We start from the raw sequence: 24,020 nt of genomic DNA, 5'->3' as shown, positions 1-24,020 counted from the left end.
AAATAGTACGATATATACATATCGTACTATTTTTATTTACTTTAAACCGATTACTCAGCAAATACTTTTTCAATTCGTTCAATTGCCCAGTCTAACTCTTCTTTTGAAATCGTTAGCGGCGGAGCAAAACGAATAACCGTACTGTGCGTTTCTTTACAAAGCAAACCTTGGTCTTTTAATTTTTCACAATAAGGACGAGCTTCTTCGTGTAATTCTACCCCGATGAATAGACCTCGGCCGCGCACTTCTTTAATAACTGGATTGCTTAAGCTTTGGAGCTTCTGCTTGAAATAAGAACCTAATTCTAATGAGCGCGCTGGAAGTTCTTCATCTTCAATTACTTCCAAAGCAGCTAATGATACGGCACAAGCAAGCGGGTTTCCTCCAAATGTTGAACCATGAGAGCCAGGGTTAAAGACACTTAAAATGTCTTCATTAGCGACTACGCAAGAAATAGGGAAAACTCCTCCTCCAAGCGCTTTACCTAAAATCAGCATATCTGGTTCTACGCCTTCCCAATCACAAGCAAACATTTTGCCTGTACGCGCTAAGCCAACTTGGATTTCATCAGCAATAAATAGCACATTATGTTCTTTACATAAGTCAGCTGCAGCTTTTAAGAAGCCTTCTGGAGGTAAAACGATACCTGCTTCACCTTGAATTGGCTCAATTAAAAATGCGGCTGTATTTGGTGTAATAGCAGCTTTTAACGCTTCTAAATCACCATAAGGAATGGTTTGAAGCCCCGGAAGCATCGGTCCAAAACCACGTTGATATTCTGCTTCAGACGATAATGAAACAGCTGTCATTGTACGACCGTGGAAGTTGCCCACACATGCGATGATTTGTGCTTGATTTTCAGCAACGCCTTTCACATCGTAAGCCCAGCGGCGTGCAGCTTTAATGGCTGTTTCCACCGCTTCTGCTCCCGTATTCATTGGAAGAGCCATATTTTTATTTGTTAATTTACAAATCTTTTCATACCATGGACCAAGCTGATCATTATGAAACGCTCGTGACGTTAACGTTACTTTATCAGCTTGACGTTTTAATGCTTCAATAATTTTTGGATGACGATGTCCTTGGTTAACAGCGGAATAAGCGCTTAGCATATCCATATATTTATTATTTTCTGGATCGTGTACCCATACGCCTTCTGCCTTTTCAATTACAATCGGCAGCGGATGATAGTTGTGTGCCCCAAATTTTTCTGTTTGCTCAATGATTTTCACCGTTTTTTGTGTTTCAGTTGTCATATTTACTCCTCCTTATTTTCCAATCAGAATGTTTCAGATGTTGTTTTTGCTTGCATGTGAAGAACAAGATAATCCGGTCCGCCTGCTTTTGAATCCGTTCCTGACATATTAAACCCGCCAAAAGGCTGGTAACCAACAATCGCTCCTGTACATCCTCTGTTAAAATACAGATTTCCAACATGGAACTCTTCACGGGCGCGTTCAATATGCTCGCGGTTGTTTGATAATAAAGCGCCTGTTAATGCATATTCTGTATTGTTTGCAATCTCCATCATATGATCAAAATCTCGCGCTTTAGAGAATGCTACTACCGGACCAAAAATTTCTTCTTGCATGAGACGAGCTTTTTCATCTACATCCGCAAAAATAGTTGGCTGAATAAAGTATCCAGTTGAATTGTCTGCTTCTCCTCCCGCAACGAGACGCCCTTCTTCTTTTCCAATTTCAATATACGATAATACTTTATTGTACGAAGCCTCGTGAATAACAGGTCCCATATAAGTTGAAACTTCTTCCGGGTTTCCAACGGTTAATGTTTTGGTTAGCGCAACTGCTTTTTCAAGCACTTCATCATACACATCTTGATGCACAACAGCACGAGAACCAGCGGAGCACTTTTGCCCTGCAAAACCAAATGCAGAGTATACAATTGAAGAAGCAGCTAAATCCAGATCCGCATCTTTGTCTACAACCACCGTATCTTTTCCGCCCATTTCAGCAATAACGCGTTTTAGCCATTTTTGGCCCGGCTGTACTTTTGCTGCTCTTTCGTAAATGCGGCAACCTACTGCGCGCGAGCCGGTAAATGAAACAAAGCGTGTTTTTGGATGTTCAACTAAGTAGTCACCGATTTCAGGTGTAGCACCCGGAATAAAGTTTAATACGCCTTTCGGTAAACCTGCTTCTTCCATTACTTCTACAAATTTCGCTGCTACTACAGGAGTGGCATCAGCTGGCTTTAATAAAATCGTGTTGCCTGTTACGATAGCTGCTACTGCTGTTCCAGCCATGATAGCTAACGGGAAGTTAAAGGGTGAAATAATAATACCTACGCCAAGTGGAATATAATTGTACTGATTATACTCACCGTCTCGACTCTGTACTGGAGAACCATCTTTTAACGTCAGGACTTGACGTGCATAGTACTCTAAAAAATCAATTGCTTCTGCTGTATCAGCATCTGCTTCGTTCCAAGGCTTTCCTGCTTCTTTTACAAGATAACTAGAAAATTCATGCTTTCTGCGACGGATGATGGCCGCTGCACGGAAAAGAATATCTGCTCGATGTTCTACTTTCCATTTTTTCCACGTTTCAAAAGCTTTTAAAGCTGACTGCATCGCTTGCTCTGCTAGATCTTTATTTACTGTCGAGACATATCCAATCACTTCTTTTATATTCGCTGGGTTAACAGACGTAATTTTCTCTTCAGTTTCCACTTTTTCACCGTTGATCACAAGCGGGTACGTTTTGCCAAGCTGTGTATTTACATATGTTAATGCTTCTTGAAATACCTTTTTATTGTTTTCGTCCTTAAAATTTGTAAATGGTTCATGAGAATAAGAAACTACCATGATATATACCTCCTAGTATGCAAATCTTTGTTTACTTTATAGTTATGCAAATAGCGTGCCAACTTTTAATAAAACTTTACAGCCTATTTGTCATCAAGGTTTTCATCACTTATATCATTCTTTCTTTTTGATACAGGAAAAAATAATTGGCATGTGTATATTTTTTTTGCACTTTAAATGCCAATATCTTTGGCACAGAAAATATATTGAGACATACCTAAATCAATCCAATCTAAAAACGAAAAAATCCGAACAAGTTTGATTCTCCATCAAGAATCAAACTCGTTCGGATCTTCCTGCAACTACAATACTTTTGTTCCAGCCTCTTTCTATTTGTTTATAAAGTTATCTCTTCGTCATTTGAATGGTTTTACAGGATTGTCTTTTAATCATTTTGTGAGGAACGCGCACTTGTTCTGCAACAGCATATGGCGTTTCAATCTGCTTAATCAAGCAGCGTACAGCCTGATAACCAAGTTCAAAAATATTAATATCAACAGATGTGAGAGCAGGTCTAGCCATTTCGGCGATCAGAACATTATTAAAACTGACAATCGAAATGTCTTCAGGAACCGAAATTCCCAGTTCATCCAATGTATTTAAAACGCCTAATGCCATTAGATCGTCTGCTACTACTAGAGCCGTTGGACGTTCTTTTAGAGATAAAAGTTCGCAAACAGCTTCTTTTCCTCCCTTCTGTAGAAATTCTTCATGAATCACATACTCGTCCCGGTAAGGAATGTTTGCTTTTTGAATCGCTTTATCATAGCCTGTTAAACGGTCAATGGTAACGACTAATTCAAGACTTCCGCCAATAAACGCAATACGCTCATGCCCAGATTCAATTAAATATTCCGTCGCTTCTTTTCCAGCTTTAAAATTATCATTATCAACAAACGTGATGCTTTCACTATGTTTAAACGGCTTTCCAATAACTACAAACGGCACGCTCTGTTCTTGCAAATAAGAAAGTACTTGATCATCAACTTTGGAGTACAGCAAAATTAATCCATCTACTCGTCTTCCCTGTACCATTTGAACAACTTCTGCAAAAATCTCTTCTTCCGTTTCTCCAGTGGACATATAAATCGCTCTTTTGTTCTCGTGAGCTCCGGTGCTGATTCCTCTTAGCACTTCGGGAAAGAATGGATTTTGAAACACCTTGTCTGCTGAGCTCGGCATCACTAGGCCGACTGCCTCTGTCGTTTGATTTGCTAGACTTCGCGCAATAATATTTGGGTGATAACCAAGTTCTTTCATAGCCGATCGCACGCGCTGTTTTGTTTTTTCACTAATTCTTGAGCTGTCTGCAATGACGCGAGATACCGTCGAAGGGGCTACATTTGCTAAATTTGCCACATCTTTTATTGTTACACCCATAATTCCACCTCTTAATTATGTTTTCTTCATTAATACTTATCCAATTATAATTTGACAACTACGACGCGCTGTCCTTTTTACGTGATTGAGAAATTTTCTTTTCTTTTCTTCTTTTTGAAGATGCTTTGTACAAAAAGATGCCAAATCCCGTATAAACAGCAGCAACCGCTGCGATATATCCAATATTAAACCCTGACTTTTTCACTACTTTATATACATTTGTGGTCTCAGGCTCCAATGAAATGTTGTATACATCGTCAACGGGTCGTATAATTCCTTCCGTTATTAACCCTCTTAGTTCATTTTCTTTTCCAACTTTTTTGAGCGGGACATTAATGTCCGACGTTTCCTTTGTATTATTAATCACAACAAACGTCGTTTCGTCCTTATACCTTCTCTTGTATACAGCCACACCTTTTTGCTCAGACACAAGGGTAAAGCTTCCTTTTCGAAGAGAAGGCGACTTTGCTCTAAGTTCAGCCAGTTTTTTTAAATGATCTATAATATCGGGATTAGCTAAAAAATTCATCATCCCATAATTTTCTGCTCCCTTTCCCCCATTCAGCGCAATTTCCGTTCCATAAAAAACGATTGGTACACTCGGCGAAGTATAAAGATACGAAAGCCCTTGCTTTGTTCGGGCTCCAGGATGATTTTCACTCTTCAATGCTTGTGCTGTAAAACGTGTGCTATGAACATCATCTAAAAAATTGGCTAAAGGCTGATTACTTCCTTTCCCCCACTTGTCATACAACATTTTCTGCGGACGATTAGTACCGCTAAACGTAGCAGCAGTGGCTTCGGCTAGCGTTCTATCTACAAGCAAATCTACTCCTAACGAATCAACCTGTTCATTTTTTTTAAATGGTTGCCCTTTTATTTCTCCTATTAATAGAAAAGAAGGATTCATGCTTTTTAGCGTCTTAGAAAAGGATGAAATAAATGCAGAAGGAGCTTGATCGATATCTTTAACGTAATATCCGTCAATATCTGCTTGTTTGCTCCACCAAGCGGCATTTTTAATAAGGTATTTCTGCACAGCGCTTTCTTTTAAATTAAGGTGAGGCAATGCTTTAATTACTTCGTTATCTGTACGAGATTCATTACTTATCCATGTTTTTTTTTCTTTATCTGCTGCCCAGGAATGATTGTTACTGATTGTCAACGGAAATTCGACCATAATTTTTATATTGCGCTCATGTGCTTTCTTCACAAGATTTTGTAAGTCTTTTAACGTTCCAAAATGATCGTCTATTTTATAATGGTTGGTCACCGCATATCCATGATAGCCTGTCTCATCATTTTCCATAAAAGGAGTTAATAAAACAGCGGTAAATCCCATCTCTTGAATATAGTCTAACTTTTGTGCTACTCCCTGTAAATCGCCTCCATAATAGGCATCTGAACGTTCATAGTTAACATTTCGATCATTCTGTTCACTTCCGTTATAAAAACGGTTGATCATCAATGAGTATATTACCTCATCACGTATATCTTTATGATCTTGCGCTGAGGCACTGCTTCCAAAAAGCAATAATAGTATAAGCAGCATACTTATCGTTTTCCATTTCATCTATTCCCCTCCTATAGACGAACTGTTTCAAACTCACTTTTGTTTCCATTATAACGTTAACGCTTACATTATTGTTAAATAAGTTGATAAAAACAAAAAAAGTGATTAAAAGTTTTTACTTTTAATCACTTTTTTTCATCTATATACTGCTATACCGTCTCATTTACGTTCGAGATATGAGGTTTATCCGATACTTTACCAACTTTATTTAATCGATCAATCAATCCAACACCAAATTCAGGATGAAGGTTACCATCTCCTGTCGCTACGAAACTTTCACGAAATTCGTATGCGGATGAACCGTGTTCAGCAAAATCTAAACCAGCAATTTCTTCTTCGCTTGATACTCGAATAGAAGAAAAACGCGTGAGAACAAATAAGAATAACCCAACCGTTCCAATTGTCCAGCCCATCACAGCTATGATTCCAAGAGCTTGAATACCTAATAGCTGTACGCCTCCGCCATAAAATAAACCATTAGCCGTATCAAACAGCCCCACTGCTAACGTCCCCCAAATACCGCAAATTCCATGAACAGTAATAGCACCAACTGGATCATCTAACTTCATTTTGCTATCGATAAAATGCACAGCTTCTACTAGAATAATTCCTGCAATTAGCCCAATGACGATTGCACCTGGAATCGATACGTTTGCTGTTCCAGCTGTAATTCCTACAAGTCCAGCTAAAGCACCGTTTAATGTTAAGCTAGCGTCAATACGTTTGTAGCGAAACTTTGTATATAAAGCAGAAGACAGGACTCCACATGACCCAGACATTAATGTAGTTGCGATGATTCCTGGTACAAGGGCAGGATCCGCTGCTAATGTACTTCCTCCATTAAATCCAAACCAGCCAAACCAGAGGATAAATACACCTAATGCGCCAAGCGGAATATTATGTCCTTGAATAGCATTGACTTTTCCATCGCTTCCATACTTTCCAAGACGTGCTCCTAGAAAAGTAACTGCTACAGCCGCACCAAGAGCTCCAGTCAAATGAACAACTGTCGACCCTGCAAAATCTACGAAGCCTAGTTTAGACAACCATCCTCCTCCCCACACCCAGTGACCTACAACTGGATAAATAACAGCTACCATAGCAATTGTGAGCATCATATAGCTCGATAATTTCATACGTTCTGCTACCGCTCCTGAAATAATCGTAGCGCATGTTGCTGCGAAAACAATTTGAAAGACAAAAAAGCTCATTTGATCGCTTTCTCCATTTAAAAAGAAACCGCTCGAACCGATAAATCCTCCTTTAGAATTTCCAAACATAAGCGCAAAACCAACCACAAAATACAAGACGGAAGACACAGCTACCGTTAGCATATTTTTCATTAAGATATTAAGCGAATTTTTCGAACGAGTGAAGCCTGTTTCAACCATCGCAAACCCTGCGTGCATTAAAAACACAAGTACTGCCCCAAACATTACCCACATCATGTCAATTGATGCGCTGACTGATTCAACAGTTGGGTCAGCCGCATTAACGCGTGTTGCTGCCAACAAACTAATAAACAAAGCCGCACTAATTTTCTTTTTCAACGCTTAACTCCCCCTCTATTAAAAGAACACTCTCTTTTTATAAAATAGCCTCTACACCTGCTTCTCCTGTTCTAATTCGGACAGCATCCTCTACCGGATATACAAAAACCTTTCCGTCGCCTATTTGATTCGTAGAACAAATTGATTGAATGATCTTAATGACTTCATCAACTTGTTCTGTTTCTAAAATCATTTCTACCTTGACTTTAGGTACTAGTTTGATTTCAAAACTTTGTCCCCTGAACAGTCCCTGCTCTCCTTTTTGCTGACCGCATCCTGCTACTTCTGAGACCGTTAATCCGTTTATTCCTACTTCCTCTAATTTTACGCGCAGTGCTTGAAATTTTTCTGGACGAATGATGGCTTCTACTTTTTTCATCGTAACCCCTCTTCCATGTTAGTTTTATTAACATTTAATGTTATATATATTATCATATAGGTAATTTTCTGAATATTCAAGTTAATATGTAATAAAAATGAGACTTTTTTCTTATTTACATAATAGTTAACGCTTTCATATCTTTTCAAAAAAAAAAAAAAAGTAACGCAAAGGAAAAGTAATTCCTTTGCGTTACCCCGTAGAAATAGATGTCATAATTTTCTTTTTTACTTGACTTGTGACAAAGTGCTTTTCTGTAAATACGTCATAATTTTCTTTTCGAATTTTATCAAGAATCGCTCGGTATAAATGCGCCGCTCCTGTAAGAGGCAAACGAGAAGCGACTGGATATTTATGAATCGACTGAAGTCCTTTTATATAATACATCTCCGCTTCTTTGGCCAGGTGCTCCCACATCTCTATAAATTCAGAAGTGACCCACCGGTTCTCTAATAGCATGCGCGTATATCCGTAAGAATTCATAAGGTCTTTCGGTAAATAAATGCGCCCTCGCTCTAAGTCTTCCCCAACGTCTCTTAAAATGTTGGTCAGCTGCATCGCAATGCCTAATGCAACTGCTTCTTCTTCTAATTCTTTATGAGTAGTTGGAGCTAAAATTGGTAAAAGCATTAACCCTACCGTACTCGCTACATGATAAGAGTATGTTTTCACTTCATCAAGCGTATCGTATTCTTTTTTTACTAAATCCATTCTCTGGCCGGTAATCATATCATCAAACGCTTGAACATTCATCTCATATTGTTCAAATACATTGCGCAGAGCTACCCACATGGCGCTTTCGTTCAATAGTTCTCCATTTTTAAATCGGGCAAATTCTGATTCGAATTGCTGCAGCTCTATTTCAGGGTTGCATCCTTCATCTACAATATCATCGACTTGACGGCAAAATGCATATACTGCCCATACTGCCTTTCTTTGTTTTGACGGCAGCATGGAAAAAGCTTTGTAAAACGTTTTTGAGTTTTCTTTAATAATTTCTTCACACTGATTGTACGCTTTGTCTAACGAAATGTTCATCATATAGGACCCCTTTCTCTATTAAAGGATAAACCATCATTTCCTTATGGCTTACAAGATCTTAAGAAAGCTTTGCAACCGCTTGAACAGATGATTGTTCAATAAGATGATCAGCTAACATTTTTGCTCCTTGCATAACAATGGGCACGCCTCCGCCTGGATGAATAGATGCTCCGACCGCAAAAACATTTTTATATTCGTACGGCTGGTACTGAGGTCTGAATACGCCTGATTGAAACAGCTCAGGAGCAATACCAAAGCTTCCTCCTTCGTAAAGTCCAAATGCTTGAGCATCATTTGGCGTGCGTACTTTTACCCACTCTATTTCTTTACGAAGCTCTTCAAACCCTTTTTCTTCTAAAGTTCGAATAATTCCATCAACAAAATCTTGCTGATTGCTCCAATCAATGTGGCCACCTGATGGAACCGGTATAAGTGCATATAGCACACTTTTCCCTTCAGGGGCTAACGATGGATCAATAACAGAGGGATTAAATGTATAAATAGCGGGATCTTCAGGAATCGTTTTATGCTTAAACACTGCTTCCATATGTTTAGCTAAATCATTGCCCATAAAGTATTGATGCACATTGTGATGATCATATTTTCTCTTCAAACCAAGATAAAGCAGCAGACAGCTGGACGAAGGCACATACTTCTTTTCTTTTTTTCGAGCAATTTTCGCCATATTAGGAAAGTCGCCATTTAAAACAACTTGATCAAATGGATAAAGTTGTTCGTCAACAATAACCCCTTCCGTTTTGTCTCCTGTTATAGAAAGCTCTTGAACCGCCTTATTCAAATGAATGTTTACACCTTGCTCTATCAGCGCCTTTTCAAGAAGTGGCACAAGACTTGCGTATCCGCCTTTTACGTAATAGATGCCATGAGCATGCTCACTGTAAGGAACAAGGGAATAAATAGCGGGCGCCGAATAAGGATTTCCTCCAATATAGAGAGATTGCAGGGAATAGGCATCTACTAGACGTTCATCATGGAAATACGTTGAAACAAATTTTCTCATTGATTTATTTGCATTCATTTTTTTTAATGCCTTGATGTTTTGCCATGTCCAAAAATCTCGTTTATTTACAAATGTTTTTTCCAAAAATGCCTTACTTCCTAATTCAAATCGCTTTTTTAATTCAGTCATAAAACGCCGGTAGTTTTGCTCTTCGCCTGGAAACAAACGGCTAATTTCCTCTAACTGATCTTTTTCAGTCGCTTTTTTTGTATAGGTCGTACCGTCTGGAAAATGAATATCATAAAGTGGATCACAGCGTATTAGTTCATATTGAGAAGCAGAAATGCCTGCTTCATCTAAAATACGTTCAAGCATTAAAGGCAGTAAGACAATCGTGGGACCTTCATCAATTTTATAACCGTCTTTTTCTACAAACGCCAGCCGGCCGCCAAGCTTGTTTTCTTTTTCGAAAATATCAACAGAAAATCCTCGTTTGCTTAATAACAAAGCGGTAATCAAACCGCCTATGCCGCCTCCAACAATTGCTGTTCTCATAATGCACTCTCCATTTCCTTCATGGTTTTAAACGGCTCATTCAGTAATTGTCCGTCTCTTTTTAAGATGAGCTTTGTCGTAATGCGAGATGATTCCAGAATAGTTGGTAGACCGCTTCCTGGATGAGTTCCTCCTCCAACTAGCCAGCAGTTTTCTAATTCTTCAAATTTATTATGCGGACGCAGCACCATCATTTGAGTGAGCTGATGTCCAAGGTTAAATGTCGCTCCTTTATAGACCAGCACGTCTTCTTCCCACTGCTTTGGTGAAATGATTTTTTCAACTTCAATATGACTCTCTAAATCTTTGAAACCCGTTTTCTTTTCTACAATTTTTAATACTGCATCCCGAAAATCTTTTTGTTTTTCATCCCAGTTTACACCGCTGAAATTATTTGGAACCGGCGCTAAAATATAAAGAGCAGACTTTCCTTCCGGTGCTAAAGTTGGGTCCGTTACCACAGGGTTTTGAATGTAGATAGAAGGGTCTTCTGAAAGAGCTAGCGTTTTCGTAATTTCTTCTACATTTTTTTTATAATCTTCAGCGAACACAATCGTGTGATGAGGCAGGTCTTTGTACTGTTTGTCTATGCCTAGATAAATCATGAAAGTAGAACAAGAGTATTTTTTCTTTTCAAGTTTTTCAACTGCATATTTTTTAAGGGTACCTTCATCTATTAAATTCGTCATGGCATGAGCAAAATCTCCATTGATAATGACGTCGTCTGCCCCTATTCGCTCTCCATTTTCTAGAATAATTCCTTTTACTCTCTTATTTTCAATCCATAGTTTTTGGACACCTTGGTTTAAGTGGATGTGCCCTTGATGTTCTTCCACTACTTTTGCCATTGCTTGAGATAGTTGGTTTACTCCTCCTATCGGATGGAAGATACCGTAAGCGTGTTCCATAAACGATAAAATAGAAAAGGCTCCTGGACATTCCCAAGGGGACATTCCCAAGTACTTCGATTGAAAAGTAAAAGCTAATTTCAATTTCTCATCAGTGAAATACTTGCCAAGTACATCATAGAGCGTTTTACCTAAGGATAAATGCGGCAGTGCTCGAATTGCTTCAGGCTTTAAATAGTGATGAAAACGATCCATCTCGCCCTGCAATAAAGGCAGCAAAGCCGCCATCTTTGCTTCGGTGTCTTTCATAAAGCGTTCATAGCCTTCTCCGTTTCCTGGGTATAAACGTTCGATTTCTTCTTTCATCTTTTTATGATTATCCGTCATCTGAATCTGCGCATCATCGAAAATAAGCTCATACATGAGATTTAGACGTTTTAAGTCCATATAATCATGCGCATTGCGATTAGCAGCTTGAAATAATTCTTCAAAAATCTGTGGCATGCTCAAAAATGTAGGACCCATATCAAACGTATAACCCGACATTTTAATCGCTGAATTTCGCCCGCCCACGTATCCTTGCTTTTCATATACATCTACTTTATAGCCATGACTTGCTAACAGCATCGCTGCCGCTAGTCCTCCTGGACCTGCTCCAATCACGATTACGTTTTTTTGCATACATACACTCCTAATCCTATACAATAGTTATACAAACATTATACAAAGCTTTATTATTAAACACAACGATAAACTGCTTGTCTTTATTCGAATCATAAAATTACCAATAACTAAACCATTAAAATATGACGTTTGTACCATTTTTCCAGGGTTTCAGTACACTTTCCCTTTATTCGGTGCTTTCAAGCTTTTATTTTATATCTATGTAAAGTTATACAAAAATAGACTGCGGTCTTCTTCTCTAGTTAAACGTACAAAAAAGAGAAACAGATGACTTTATTTCATAAAAAAAACCCTCTGTACTGAGGGTCCTGTCATTCCACAATTTGAATATTATTGTGAGTAAACCAGACGTGAATTTGAGCTAGATGAGCTAGCAGCTGAGGTCCTGTCATTAATTGACCAAACCACGGTGCTTTAAATCCTTCTCCGCCTGTATCAATAATATGCTTTAACTGTTGCTTATCAAAAAATTCATGAAGAGGTGACTGTTTATCTTGTAAAAGAGATTGAAGCCATACAGTTACAGCTTTTGTATAAGCTGGGTTATGCGTTTTAGGATAAGGGCTTTTCTTGCGATAAAGAACGTCATGAGGCAAAATTCCTTCAAGCGCTTTTCGTAAAATCCCCTTCTCTTTATTGCCCGTCATTTTCATCTCCCACGGAATATTCCATGCATATTCCACAAGGCGATGATCTGCAAAAGGTACGCGTACTTCTAAGCTTGCGCCCATGCTCATACGATCTTTACGATCTAATAAAGTTGTCATAAACCAAATCTGATTTAAATAAAACAGCTTTCTCCGCTGCGCATCTTCTAACGATTCACCTTCTAATTCAGGCACTTCCTTTAATGTTTCTTCATATCTTGCACGCACATAATCTTCTAACTGTAATTTCTTTCTCCATGAACTTTGCAGCAAATCAATTCGAGCGTCTAATGAACGCATCCACGGGAAGGTATCCGAAGACAAATCATGTTTTCGGTGAAACCACGGATATCCTCCAAAAATTTCATCCGCACATTCTCCTGATAAGCTCACAACAAAATCTTGTTTGATTTCACGGCAAAACCAAAGCAGCGATGAATCTACGTCAGCCATTCCAGGAAGGTCTCTCACCTCTACAGCCTCTGTTAAATGTTGCACAAGGTCCTCCGTTGAAATAATGCAGCGGTGATGATTTGTTTGAAACGTATCCGACATGAGCTTTATATAAGTTCCATCAGAATTTGGCTGAAACTCATTTGCTTTAAAAAATTTATCATTGTCTTCATAATCGATAGAATACGTATGAAGAGAGCCCTTGCCGCTTTCTTTGAACGCATTTGCAGCAATTGCTGTAATGGCGCTTGAATCTACTCCACCTGATAAAAATGTACAAACCGGGACATCTGACACTAGCTGTCTCACAATCGCGTCTTGCACTAAAAATTTAACTTTTTCTGTAGTTTCACCTAAATCATCTGTATGCTGCTCACTTTTTACGTTCCAGTATCGCCAGATTTTCAACCCGTTACGAGTAAGCGTGAGCGCGTGAGCCGGGCGCAATTCATTTATTTCTTTAAATACGCCGTGGCCGGGAGAACGAGAAGGTCCTAAGCCAAACACTTCTGCTAATCCATCTAATCCTACTTCCGCTTTCACCTCAGGATGAGCTAATATCGCTTTTAATTCCGATGCAAATTGAATTCCACCTTCATAAGATCGATAGAATAAGGGCTTCACTCCCATTCTGTCGCGTGCTATAAATAACTTTTCATTGGCTTCATCCCAGATTGAAAAAGCAAAGATACCGTTAAAATGATCTACGCATGATTCTTTCCATTCTATATAAGATGTTAGAAGTACTTCCGTATCTGAATGTCCCTGAAATTGATAACCTCTTTTTAGTAATTCTTTCCGAATATCTTCCGTGTTGTAAAGCTCTCCATTATAGCAAAGCGTATAGAGCTGTTCATTTTTTTCTCTTGTCATGGGCTGTCTTCCGCCTTGAGGATCTACTACAACTAAGCGTTTGTGCCCAAAAGCAACATGCTGCTGTGTCCATACGTTGGTGTCATCAGGACCTCTTTTCGATAAAGTGTCAGCCATTTTTGTTATTGTTGCTGTTTCATTTAAAAGCGATCGCTTTAAGTCGACCCAACCCGTTATACCACACATCGTTTATCATCCTTTCTTTCACGCTCTTGTTTATGAATGAAATAATGCCATTGTATGCACGCAATAGTTACAGTTGAATTGTCCTTATATTTTATTTTCACTTTCGAGTTATAAAGAGAGCTTTTTTAGGCAATAAAAAAATATGGATAAATTTCACACGGAGGTTTGATTATGACTCATTATTCTAAACAACAAGCTCTGAACAATCAGCCGCGTTCCTTCGTGATTGGTACGGTTGAATGTGTTGATTCACAGTGGATTTTCTTTGAAGATGAAAGTGACGAAGCTTCCATGCTCCATGAAGTAATGGATGATACATTAGAACTTCTTATTGATACACGCTGGGAAAAAGCCATTATGGTTGATGACCGTCAAATAAAGCTTCACGATGGAACGTATTTATTGCGAAATGGGGATAAGCTAAGACTGACTAAAAAGCTACCTTATGCATACGAACAGCTGCTTCAATCACTACCGAAAGAGACCTTTTTATCATTCACTCAGCACTTAAATTCATTAAAATTCTCTCTTTATGATTGTATTTACTGTCACAACACATTATGTTTTTTACCGACAGACGGTGATACAAAAGGTGCTAATTTTATCATTTATGACAATGAGGAGAAAATTTGTGCCGTTCAGCATTTATTTGAACGAGGCACGCATCACCTAGATCGATTTGAATATACCGTTAATGATGGAGAACGTTCAATGAATCTTTTTTTAGATTAAAGCAAAAGAAAAGAGTGTGAGACATAACTTCATCAACCCAACATAAAAACGAACAAATTGGATATATGAGTTCGTATGGATTGCTTTTACACCGCTATTGGTTTCCGTGCAAGGCTTCGCTTTCCGCGGGTGGCCGATGAGCCTCCTCGTCGCTTGCGCTCCTGCGGGGTCTCAGCTGTGCCACTATTTCCCGCAGGAGTCTTCGCCTTGCCCTCCAATCAACAGCTAGAAGCACCTACACACATGAAACCTGCCTTCACAATGACAATAAAAAAACCGAAGTATTAATCAATAATTCTGATTAATACTTCGGTTTTTCTTTCAACTAAAATCCTCTTGTCCTAGTCCCTTTTCTTATCCTAGTACGACATATCCGTAATAGAATACTAAGATAAGCGCAATTACAAGAACTGCCCAAGCAACGCCTGTACGCTTTCTTTTTTCAGTACGAACAAGTACCATTTCCATTCCCACAAGCACTAACACTCCGGCAATTCCTTTAATGAGCGCTGCGCCTTGAAAATGGTACCAAGCTGCTAACATATGCAGACCTGATACTAATACTAATAAATATAGGAGTCTCGCCACCATATGTAGGATTTTTTGACCTTTAGCTTTACCTGCTCGATGTAAAATCAACGAAACCACAAACGAAATAATTAATAATGTCCAAAGCGTTACATGAATATGTAGTGGAGCCATTCATCTCACGTCCTTTCTGAAAATATCATATCATGAAAACCTTTCCTTCACCAATAATAGAAGGAAAGAAAAGGATTTTTAGCGGCTGCGTCCATAAGTAGCATACCGAATGAGTTTTTCAAGGGGTCCATCTGAAAATAGGCTCATCCATATCCGGCTTCCCAGCAGTTGAATAAAAATGATAATCCCCGCAATAGCCAAACCTTCTACAATTGAAATATGTCCGTAGTATCCTAACCCATATGAGTAAAAAAGAAATGTGCTTACAATGGACTGGACAATATAATTAGTTAAAATCATTCTCCCCAAAAGGGCAAATGGCTGCATGACTTTTTGAATAGATACACTTCGCATAGCTAATGTGACCAACGTTACAATAAAAATTGCTCCTGCCGTTCCTCCGATTGTATCGTGAATATACGATGTCGCTACATTGTGATCCAAAACATACGGCAATACGGATGATGCTGCATACACGATGAATGAAATAAGACAAAGCCACTTTGTCTCCACTATATATTCTTCTATTTCTTCGAACCACTCGCTTTTTGCCATAAAACCGCCTAATAAAAACAGTGGAAATAGCGATAAAAACAGAAAAGGAACCGTATTTAAATTATACGCGTAGTACCAATCAAGCAAGCGCTGATGAAAGATTGACGCAAAACTTCCGTGTCCATATGCTTGAAGCGCTTGGTCAATAATAGGCTGGTGAATTCCCGCTGCTGTCTCTCCTTCGTTAACCAAAGCCGCTACTGTTAAAATAACAATCATAATCACAGCATAAATGCTAAATATTCCGGTTCCCCACGCTAATAACACTTCTTTCTTTGCTTCTTGAAAAAATAGCATGATCAAAGCAAAGAAGCTGTACATCACAATCATATCACCGTGCCAAATAAATAAAGCATGAATAGCACCAACAAGAAGCAAAGCCGTGATTCTTCGTACATAAAAAGGAGTAAAACTTACTTGCCTTTCGTATGTACGCTGGAACATTTTCATAAAACCAAATCCAAACAAAATAGCGAGCAGCGCGTAGCCTGTCTGCCCTACAACTACATCAACTAATCCATTAGCAACATAATTCATTCTTGAACCGTCCAACAAATTATGGTCGTAATAGGAAGCAGGTGAATAAAAATTCGGCATGTTTATGAGCAAAATACCAATAAGTGCGATTCCTTTTAATACATCTGCTGCCTCAATGCGCTGTTCTTTATCAGCTGCGTTCATTTTGAAACGTTTCATTCTTTCACACCTTACATTATTTCATTATTGCTTTCACATTATATCGAACGTAAAAGTTTTTCTTCAATGTTTACTATTTCCATACCTCTTTTTAATGTTTTACTTCCTTCCTGCATATAGATAAGAAAAAAGCATTAATCACCTTTCTGTCTAGGCTTCATATGCTGTTACTAGACTAAATTAAAAGGGTGTTTGCCTATGCCTGCCATTGTTGGTGTTGTTAATCTTAACAGTGTTGGTTCAGCCAGCGTCTTTCATATTGGAGATGTTTATACAATAGCCCCTATTTCCACTGCTAAAACATTTGCTGGCGCAGGTTCGTTTAATACAGGCGACGGATTATATGTTGTGAATCAGCAGAGCTCAACCAATACGTCAGACAATGATGTAAATGACCAAAATGTTGCTGGAAATCTATAATAAAAATGAAGCTCATACAGGAGGATGCTTATGAACTTTTACGTGAATCAAAGTATCTGTATTCAAAGTATGAAAATCAGTGCCGTAAGTAACTCTTCAGTACTTCAAATCGGAAGCGTAGGTGTTATTAAACCGAACTCAAATCTCTTTAATACAGGAGGGTTTACAGGCGCTGCACCTACTGAAACAAAAAAAGGCATTCTTGGATCTGTTTCTCCTTCTACCTTTACTCCCGGAACCGGTGCGGGCACTGCCCCAGCTCCTTTTTCACAGTCGTTAACTCCCCCAGTTCGAGACAACGACTGACATGTTACAACCTTCATCGCCATATGTATATATATAACTATTTTCTTTATCCGAAGATAAGGGAATCGAGGTGATTGAAGGTGGATAACATGGACTATATTCAGCAGGTACATCAGTATGTTCAGCAAATGTCTTCGTATATTCAGCAGCAAGAAGGACGCATTGCTCAACTTGAAAAAAACGTACAAGAACTTCAGAAAAAAATAAAAGAGTTAGGTGAACAGCCACCTATTAAAATTGATAAAATTGAATATAAATTTGAACAGTTAAAAATCGATTCTTTAGATGGAACATTAAATATTGGATTAAACCCTCTTACACCTGATAACTTAGAAGATATCATTATTAATGAGAAACCAGAAGTAACATTTTCGCAAGGAGCTCAGCAACAAGGGCAGCCGCCTCAAGGTGAGCAGCCGGGACAACCCGGAGGTCCTGGACCGCAAAATCCTAGCTTAAAACCGTTGAACCGCCAGCTAGAAAAACAGTGGGTCTCTGATATTCATGAAACGATTTTAAATGAGCTTAATCAATATGGATTTTCTATGGTTCAACATGTGCTTGATGAGCGCTCAATGATGATTGATGAATCGTACTACGAGTTTATTTTAGAAGATATTAAAAAGCAGCTGCAGCAGCGGATTACTTTTTATATACAGCAAGTTCAACCGGAGGAAATAGAACGAAATTTTGAACAAATCAAACCTCAGATTATCGGTAAACTTTATGAAGATATGAAAAAAGGAATTGACGCATTTTTAACGTATTTACCTGAATCTTTAAAGAAAGGTGGACCCCCTTCATGAACTTTAACGTTGTAAACCGCGAATTGCTTGTTGGAGACGTTAGTATTACAGGCGTATCTTCTTCTTCTCTTTTTTTAATTGGTGATGCAAATTATATCTCTCTATCCTCGACATTTGATACGCCGGCTGAATCTTTGATTATCGGACCTTATGTGCCACTATCGTTATCATAAAGGAGCTTACGTATGCTTTCACGCACATCTTCTGTTAATTATATAGAAATTAATTCCTTGTCGGCGAGCTCTTTTTGTCAAATTGGAGATTCAACCGAAATTCATCTACTTAATAAAGCGTTAGCTGATCGGAGACAGTATCCGTTTTTCTACGGTCGAGAAGGAAACTTTGATGATTACGCTATCTTTAATGAGCCTATTCCTCATGGCGATTACGAACCTATTCCCGTTCAAACATGGAATGAAATACCTTTGATCCGTGTTAACAGAATCGATATAAAAGGTTGCTCATTCTCGTCAGTTATTCATGTTGGATCAACGTGCAATGTGTATGCAGAAGCCCGCATTAAGCATATTCGTGAACTGATCAACGATGAACCTTCACAGGAAGCTGAAGCCGGAACATCGAAAAAAGCTGCCTCAGCACCTAGCGGCAGTGAGTGAACCTTTTGAGAAACGGCTCATATACTAAACTAATATCACGAAAAAAAGGGTGTGAACCTCATGCCAGCAATAATCGGACCCGTTAGTATCACGAGCGTCGGAGGCGGTGTCGTAACGTTTGGAGATACGTTCTACGTCTCTCCAAAAAGCGCTGCTAAAACAGCCTCAGGCTCTGGTTCCTTAAATACAGGTAACTTTGTTAATACGAATAACGGCATTTCAGGAACAAATACGTTAGATCCAGATTTATTCGATCAAAATATAGCAGCAAACGCTTAAAAAAACCCCTTATCTTTGCTATTAAAGCGGATAAGGGGTTTTTTATTCACTTGGATTTTCGGCTGTTTGATTTCTTGGTTTTAGGTAATTTAGAAGAAGGCTGTTTACGAATCCATTTAATAAAAGAGCTAATTTTAGCATCAGCTTGTAATAAAGAAATCGTATTAAGACGAATGGCTAATTCATCATTTGTGTATAACGCATGAATTTGTTTATGACACGGAATACATAAGTTTGCCGTTGGTTCAAACGCTCCGCCCATTTCCTTTGGCGTTAAATGATGTACGGTCGTCAAGACATCCTGCCTTCCGCATAATTCGCATGTTCCTATCCGCCTGTCTTTTTTGTTCATATAGATTTCCTTCCCTATAAAGTTTCTACTCTTACACTAGTTCCTTTGCCAGAAGGCTCGGACGGCTCAACAATCAAACGTTTTGGCAGGCGAGCACGAAGTTCTTGTACGTGACTGATGACTCCAATTGATAAATTATTTGATTGAAGCTTTTCAAGCGCTGTAACAACGGTATCAAGAAGCTCTCCATCAAGTGTTCCAAATCCTTCATCTAAAAAGAAAAACTGCAGCGGATATTCTCCTCTTAGCTGAATTTGTGCAGATAATGAAAGGGCCAAAGCCAGCGAAGTTAAAAATGTCTCTCCACCAGATAAAGTTGAAACCGGACGTTTTACGCCTCCATTTGCATCATCTCTCATAATAAAGCCGCCTTGGGAATCAACTTCAATCGCATAGCGCTGACGTGTTAATATACCTAGACGCTCAGAAGCATCTCGGCTAACGGACATCAGCTGTTCTTCAGCAATATATTCCACGAAAGCATTTCCTTTAAATACTGTTTGAAGCTTTTGATACTGTTCAAATAACGCTTGTTTTTCTTCACGGTCCTGTTCAAGCACTAAAAATCGCTCATGCCGTTCTTTGACGCTTTTTAACGTTTGCTCAGCTGCTCCCTTGAGCTGAACCGCTTCTTTCACAGCCGCTTTTATATCATGAAGCAGCTGCTGAGTTTCTTCAAATTGGTGCTCTTCTATGGACTGGTGATTCAGCTGAATATTTAACTGTTCAATTGATGACTTCATCTGTTTTATGTTGTCCCAATAAGCCTGAACAGTTTCATCCAACAATTTCATCTCATCATGTGATAACAAAGCTTGCTGAACTTCTTTTCCTTCGCTGAATAAAGAATTCCCTACAGCTTCTTCCCATTTTTCAGCTGCTTTTTTATACTGCATATAAGCTGTTTCTAGAGATTCGCTCGCTGCTTTTTCATCCATTTGCAGCGTTTGATACGCTTTTTGAACAGTCTGCCAATGTTGATATGCCTGCTGTTCATTCGTCTCTAACTCCGCAAGTAAAAGAACTGTTTTTTGCAGCGCCTGTTCAATATCTTCTTGATCTGTAAGCGTACGCAAGCGTTCAATTTGCGAGTGAACAAGAGATTGTTTATGAGACAGCATTGCTTTTAATTCTGTAAATTCTTTTTCGCCCGCATATTTCTCTTCTTTTAGACGTTCGATTTTCTTTTGCTGATTTTCAAAAAATACGCTACTTTTTTCAATTCGAGCCTTTATTGTCTGCTCTTCTTTTTCTCTTTCAGTCAGCCTTTCATTAATTTTTTCCATCTCTTCAAATACAAAGGAAGGATAGTCTTGTTGAAAAGCTTCTTTTCCTGCTTGTAGCGCCTGTTTTTGCTGATTTACTTTTCCTTCTAATTCAGCTTGTTCTTTTTGATAATGAGCAAGCTCTAATTCAATCTTTTCAAGACTTTGCTGGACCTTTTGTACCTGCTTGAGAATTGCCTGCTGTTTTTCACTTACCTGCAAATAATCCTGCTCAAGAGATTTGATTTCAACTTCTATTTTCTTAGCATAATGGCCAAAGGCATCTGTATCCATTTTTCCTAAAGCAGGAATTTCGCCAGCTTCGTTCATAAACTCAGCTAACTCAGGTATTTTTTCAACAAGAGGTTTAGCTAGCTGTTCAAGCTGCATTTTGAGCGACGAATAGCTAAATCGCTGTTCGCGCAACTGATTAACTTGATCTTCGAACTGATCCGCTGATTCAGTTATGACGTCATCTTCTTGTTGGTGTAATACGGGGTTAGGGTGATGCTCAGAGCCACAAACCGGACAAGGCTCACCTTGGGTCAGCTGCTCAGCTAATTGATGAGCCAGACGGCGTGACCATTCTTTTTCTTTGCGTCTTTTTAGATCGCTCATTAAACGATCTGCTTGTTGAAAAAGCTGCTGAAACTCTTTTTCCCGCTCACATACGGTGTGATACAAGCCTTGAATATCTGAAAATAACCCTTTACTTTGTTCTATTGTTTGCTGCTCTCTCTCTTGATGTGTTTGTTTTTGTGTGTGCAAATGCTTAAGCTGTTCGGCTTTTTCTTTATACGTTTTTTGACCTTCATCTAGATTTTTTTTATCGTTATTCCATACTTGATAACGATAAAATGCTTGCTGAACAGCCTGCCGATAATCAGATTGAATTTCCACTTTTGTTAATGCTTCTTTTAACTCTTTTTGAAGAGTCAAGCCTTGCTGATACCGCTTATCAGCTTCCATTAATTCATCATTTTTCGCTTGAAGTGCCTGCTGCTTTTGCTGAAGAGAAACTTCCGCTTCTTTTATTTCTTGCTGTCCTTCTTTAATTTGTTTTTGAAGATCAGAAGCTTGTTGAAGCTGTTCTTTTTGAACAACTAATTTGGGCTGCTGTTCATTTTTTTGTAAGCGAGCCTGCTCATATAAACTATTCGATCGCTTATATTCCTCACTTTTTTGAACAATTTGTGCTTTTAATTTTTCTACTTTATCTTCGTAAAGCTTTTGCTGCTTTTCAGCTTGTTCAAATGTTTCTAAATAGGGAAAAAGACGTTCTGCCTGCTGAGCTTTCGTCACCACATCTTGCTTTTGTTTAATCTCCTCTTCCTGCTTAGAAGCATGCACTAGTTTTTCTTCTAGCAGTGTTTTTTCCTGCTGCGCTTTCCAAAGAGACGCCTGCTGATCGTATCTTTCCTGCAAATCAGACGCTTCTTTTTCTCGTTTTTCCAAAAGTACAATGCTATCACTTACAAGCTGCTCGGCTTCCGCTACTTTCTCTGTTGAAGCTTCACCTAATCCCGTTTGTTCTGCCGTGATTTTATCTAGGTCTGTCTTTAGCTGCTGAACTTGATAGCGTATTTTCTTACTAAGCTGATCTCCGTACTGCTCGAGATTAAAAAGGCGCTGCAGCATTTGACGGCGCTCCGTCCCTTTTAATGATAAAAACTCTGCAAACTTTCCCTGTGGTAATACAACAGCTCTTGTAAAATCATCAATAGTTAAACCGAGAAGTTCCTGTACCTGCTGATTTACATCATTCGTTTTATCTGCTAATACGTACGTTTCATCTTCAATTTCAATCAATCGACTTGAAGCTGATTTTACACGAAGCTCATCCGTCCGTTTGAAGCTTCGTTCAACTGTGTAACGCTTTTGATGACTAGCGTTTTCCAGCTCGAACGTAAACGATACTTTCAGTTCATTTTCCCCGTGATTTAAAATTCCTTGTGTATTATTGGCTGCACGCTCTACTTTTCCGTATAAAGCTAGTGTAATGGCATCCAAAATGGAGGATTTCCCGCTTCCTGTAGGACCAAATATTCCGAAAACACCGCCTGAACACAGCGCTTCAAAATCCACAGTTTGTTTTTCTCTAAAACTGTGAAGCCCCGAAACGGTCAAGTTAATAGGTTTCATTTTTCATCCTCCTTTCCCGATACTTCTTCATCGTTAATAAAGGTTAAAAACAGTTTGACTAATTCATCATCAGGTGCCCCTCCGCCGGTTTGCCTGCTGTAAAACTTTGTAAACAGTTCTTCGATCGGCACTTCGCGCTGTGAACGTGTTTCGAGTGCTAGTTCTTCTGCTTTGAATACCGGACGGATATGAATAAAACCTGGATGAAGCTTGCGAAGACGATGGATTTCTTCTAGTGAAAGTGCATCTTCTACGTGAACTTCTAAATCAACCCATGCCTGCGTATCTTTTTGCTCATCAAGCCACGTATATACTTCTGACAATCCGTTTTTCGCTTTCCAACGTGTCAAAGGCTTTCCGCTGGATAATGGAATTTCAGTCATCTCAATCTCTTTTCCTGGCTTAGCATCTAAAATGGTAACGGACTTTGCATAGCCTGACTCTGAAAAACTATAAGCAAGAGGTGAACCGGAATATCTTGCAAGGGTGCTGGCGCGATTGATCATTTGCGGGCGATGCAAATGTCCTAATGCTACATATTGAGCATTAGCAGGTAAACTAGTTGCCGCCACCGTATAAGCTCCTCCTACTTCAATTGGACGTTCTGAGTCCGTTGAACTTCCGCCTGCTACATAAATATGACTCATGGCAATATTAACGCTATCTGTTGTGAACTGCTCACTCATTTTATCAAAAATACCTTTTACTCTGGCATCATATGAGTTTCGAAGAGCCAGCTCATCATTTTCTTCTGCTAAAAGTTCCTTTAACCTTGATTCAGATGGGTAAGGAAGAGCCGCAACCTTTAACACTTCATCTGATGTAGGAATGTGAATGCTTTCTACATCGGTAGTAGGCAAACCAAGAAGCGTAATATTTTGATGAACAGCTAATGGAGAAGCCGCCGACAGCCGATCTGGGTTGTCATGATTACCTGCAATAACAATAATCGGACGTTTTCCATTGTTGCTCAACCTAGACATACTTTCGTAAAAAAGCTGCTCTGCCGCTGCTGGAGGGTTAACCGTATCAAAGGCATCTCCCGCCATGAGAATAGCATCTATCTTTTCTTCTTCCACAATGTCTGCCAGTTCATCTAAAAACTGTGCTTGCTCAGCTAGACGGCTTCGACCTTCTAACGTTCGCCCCAAATGCCAATCCGCTGTATGTAATAAACGCATGTTACTCTCT

Annotated in this window: 23 protein-coding genes; 7 read left to right on the top strand and 16 right to left on the bottom strand. The window is 39.0% G+C overall.

The features are described 5' to 3' along the window. Positions 1-50: 50 nt before the first annotated feature. The 10 genes from AC2YJL_RS18560 to asnB all read right to left on the bottom strand — a co-directional run bounded on the left by AC2YJL_RS18560 (position 51) and on the right by asnB (position 13,957). On the bottom strand, positions 51-1,256 hold the full coding sequence (locus AC2YJL_RS18560; protein WP_013055371.1) for an ornithine--oxo-acid transaminase: 1,206 nt from the start codon (positions 1,254-1,256) through the stop codon (positions 51-53). Positions 1,257-1,279: 23 nt separating this feature from the next. Then, positions 1,280-2,827: an L-glutamate gamma-semialdehyde dehydrogenase gene (gene pruA / locus AC2YJL_RS18555; protein ID WP_195695385.1), complete on the bottom strand. Its 1,548-nt coding sequence runs from the start codon at positions 2,825-2,827 to the stop codon at positions 1,280-1,282. Positions 2,828-3,172: 345 nt separating this feature from the next. After that, positions 3,173-4,207 (bottom strand): LacI family DNA-binding transcriptional regulator, encoded by a 1,035-nt coding sequence (locus tag AC2YJL_RS18550; protein ID WP_195695386.1) that lies wholly within the window; start codon positions 4,205-4,207, stop codon positions 3,173-3,175. 58 nt (positions 4,208-4,265) lie between these two features. Next, positions 4,266-5,780, bottom strand: coding sequence for an alpha-amylase family glycosyl hydrolase (locus AC2YJL_RS18545; RefSeq protein ID WP_230931771.1), 1,515 nt, complete (start codon positions 5,778-5,780; stop codon positions 4,266-4,268). A gap of 149 nt (positions 5,781-5,929) precedes the next feature. Then, on the bottom strand, positions 5,930-7,330 hold the full coding sequence (locus tag AC2YJL_RS18540; RefSeq protein ID WP_050691053.1) for an ammonium transporter: 1,401 nt from the start codon (positions 7,328-7,330) through the stop codon (positions 5,930-5,932). Positions 7,331-7,367: 37 nt separating this feature from the next. Continuing rightward, positions 7,368-7,709, bottom strand: coding sequence for a P-II family nitrogen regulator (locus AC2YJL_RS18535; protein WP_025749925.1), 342 nt, complete (start codon positions 7,707-7,709; stop codon positions 7,368-7,370). Positions 7,710-7,901: 192 nt separating this feature from the next. After that, positions 7,902-8,750, bottom strand: a complete 849-nt coding sequence (locus tag AC2YJL_RS18530; protein WP_016763013.1) for a phytoene/squalene synthase family protein — start codon at positions 8,748-8,750, stop codon at positions 7,902-7,904. 58 nt (positions 8,751-8,808) lie between these two features. After that, a complete protein-coding gene (locus AC2YJL_RS18525; protein WP_230931770.1) occupies positions 8,809-10,266 on the bottom strand; it encodes a phytoene desaturase family protein in 1,458 nt (485 codons plus the stop codon). Next, complete coding sequence (locus AC2YJL_RS18520; RefSeq protein ID WP_050691094.1) at positions 10,263-11,795, bottom strand: phytoene desaturase family protein; 1,533 nt, start codon at positions 11,793-11,795, stop codon at positions 10,263-10,265. The genes AC2YJL_RS18525 and AC2YJL_RS18520 overlap by 4 nt, the downstream gene beginning before the upstream one ends. A gap of 314 nt (positions 11,796-12,109) precedes the next feature. Continuing rightward, on the bottom strand, positions 12,110-13,957 hold the full coding sequence (gene asnB, locus AC2YJL_RS18515) for an asparagine synthase (glutamine-hydrolyzing) (protein ID WP_025749930.1): 1,848 nt from the start codon (positions 13,955-13,957) through the stop codon (positions 12,110-12,112). Positions 13,958-14,128: 171 nt separating this feature from the next. Here asnB and AC2YJL_RS18510 point away from each other — a divergent pair, with 171 nt between their 5' ends. Next, entirely contained in the window at positions 14,129-14,689 is a 561-nt protein-coding gene (locus tag AC2YJL_RS18510; RefSeq protein WP_016763009.1) for a DUF2777 domain-containing protein, read from the top strand. A gap of 86 nt (positions 14,690-14,775) precedes the next feature. Here AC2YJL_RS18510 and AC2YJL_RS18505 read toward each other — a convergent pair whose 3' ends face one another. The 3 genes from AC2YJL_RS18505 to AC2YJL_RS18495 form a co-directional block, all read right to left on the bottom strand. Continuing rightward, positions 14,776-14,907, bottom strand: a complete 132-nt coding sequence (locus tag AC2YJL_RS18505; RefSeq protein WP_487374882.1) for a hypothetical protein — start codon at positions 14,905-14,907, stop codon at positions 14,776-14,778. A gap of 136 nt (positions 14,908-15,043) precedes the next feature. Continuing rightward, complete coding sequence (locus tag AC2YJL_RS18500) at positions 15,044-15,391, bottom strand: DUF1516 family protein (protein WP_013055360.1); 348 nt, start codon at positions 15,389-15,391, stop codon at positions 15,044-15,046. A 78-nt stretch (positions 15,392-15,469) separates the two neighbouring features. Next, positions 15,470-16,642 (bottom strand): DUF418 domain-containing protein, encoded by a 1,173-nt coding sequence (locus AC2YJL_RS18495; RefSeq protein ID WP_251567119.1) that lies wholly within the window; start codon positions 16,640-16,642, stop codon positions 15,470-15,472. Between the two features lie 198 nt (positions 16,643-16,840). Here AC2YJL_RS18495 and AC2YJL_RS18490 point away from each other — a divergent pair, with 198 nt between their 5' ends. From AC2YJL_RS18490 to AC2YJL_RS18465, 6 genes are all read left to right on the top strand, one after another. Further along, the gene (locus tag AC2YJL_RS18490) at positions 16,841-17,062 is read left to right on the top strand and encodes a spore germination protein (RefSeq protein WP_013055358.1); all 222 of its coding nucleotides are present in this window, start codon (positions 16,841-16,843) and stop codon (positions 17,060-17,062) included. Between the two features lie 30 nt (positions 17,063-17,092). Further along, positions 17,093-17,368, top strand: a complete 276-nt coding sequence (locus tag AC2YJL_RS18485; RefSeq protein WP_016763006.1) for a spore germination protein GerPB — start codon at positions 17,093-17,095, stop codon at positions 17,366-17,368. A gap of 89 nt (positions 17,369-17,457) precedes the next feature. After that, positions 17,458-18,174 (top strand): spore germination protein GerPC, encoded by a 717-nt coding sequence (gene gerPC / locus AC2YJL_RS18480; protein WP_230931767.1) that lies wholly within the window; start codon positions 17,458-17,460, stop codon positions 18,172-18,174. Beyond that, the gene (locus AC2YJL_RS18475; protein ID WP_013055355.1) at positions 18,171-18,347 is read left to right on the top strand and encodes a hypothetical protein; all 177 of its coding nucleotides are present in this window, start codon (positions 18,171-18,173) and stop codon (positions 18,345-18,347) included. The genes gerPC and AC2YJL_RS18475 overlap by 4 nt, the downstream gene beginning before the upstream one ends. Before the next feature lie 12 nt (positions 18,348-18,359). Continuing rightward, positions 18,360-18,791: a spore germination protein GerPE gene (locus AC2YJL_RS18470; protein WP_050691098.1), complete on the top strand. Its 432-nt coding sequence runs from the start codon at positions 18,360-18,362 to the stop codon at positions 18,789-18,791. A gap of 60 nt (positions 18,792-18,851) precedes the next feature. Beyond that, the gene (locus AC2YJL_RS18465; protein WP_013055353.1) at positions 18,852-19,070 is read left to right on the top strand and encodes a spore germination protein; all 219 of its coding nucleotides are present in this window, start codon (positions 18,852-18,854) and stop codon (positions 19,068-19,070) included. A 46-nt stretch (positions 19,071-19,116) separates the two neighbouring features. Here AC2YJL_RS18465 and AC2YJL_RS18460 read toward each other — a convergent pair whose 3' ends face one another. From AC2YJL_RS18460 to AC2YJL_RS18450, 3 genes are read right to left on the bottom strand one after another with little or no spacing between them, the layout of a single operon-like run. After that, on the bottom strand, positions 19,117-19,422 hold the full coding sequence (locus AC2YJL_RS18460; RefSeq protein ID WP_230931766.1) for an HNH endonuclease: 306 nt from the start codon (positions 19,420-19,422) through the stop codon (positions 19,117-19,119). 14 nt (positions 19,423-19,436) lie between these two features. Next, the gene (locus AC2YJL_RS18455) at positions 19,437-22,829 is read right to left on the bottom strand and encodes an AAA family ATPase (protein WP_251567116.1); all 3,393 of its coding nucleotides are present in this window, start codon (positions 22,827-22,829) and stop codon (positions 19,437-19,439) included. Next, positions 22,826-24,010 (bottom strand): exonuclease SbcCD subunit D, encoded by a 1,185-nt coding sequence (locus AC2YJL_RS18450; protein WP_251567113.1) that lies wholly within the window; start codon positions 24,008-24,010, stop codon positions 22,826-22,828. The genes AC2YJL_RS18455 and AC2YJL_RS18450 overlap by 4 nt, the downstream gene beginning before the upstream one ends. Positions 24,011-24,020: the final 10 nt, after the last annotated feature.

The organism is Priestia sp. SRI_019, assembly GCF_057586255.1.
The sequence above is the reverse complement of the archived record's forward strand: the minus strand, read 5'-3'. Positions and strand labels throughout refer to the sequence as shown.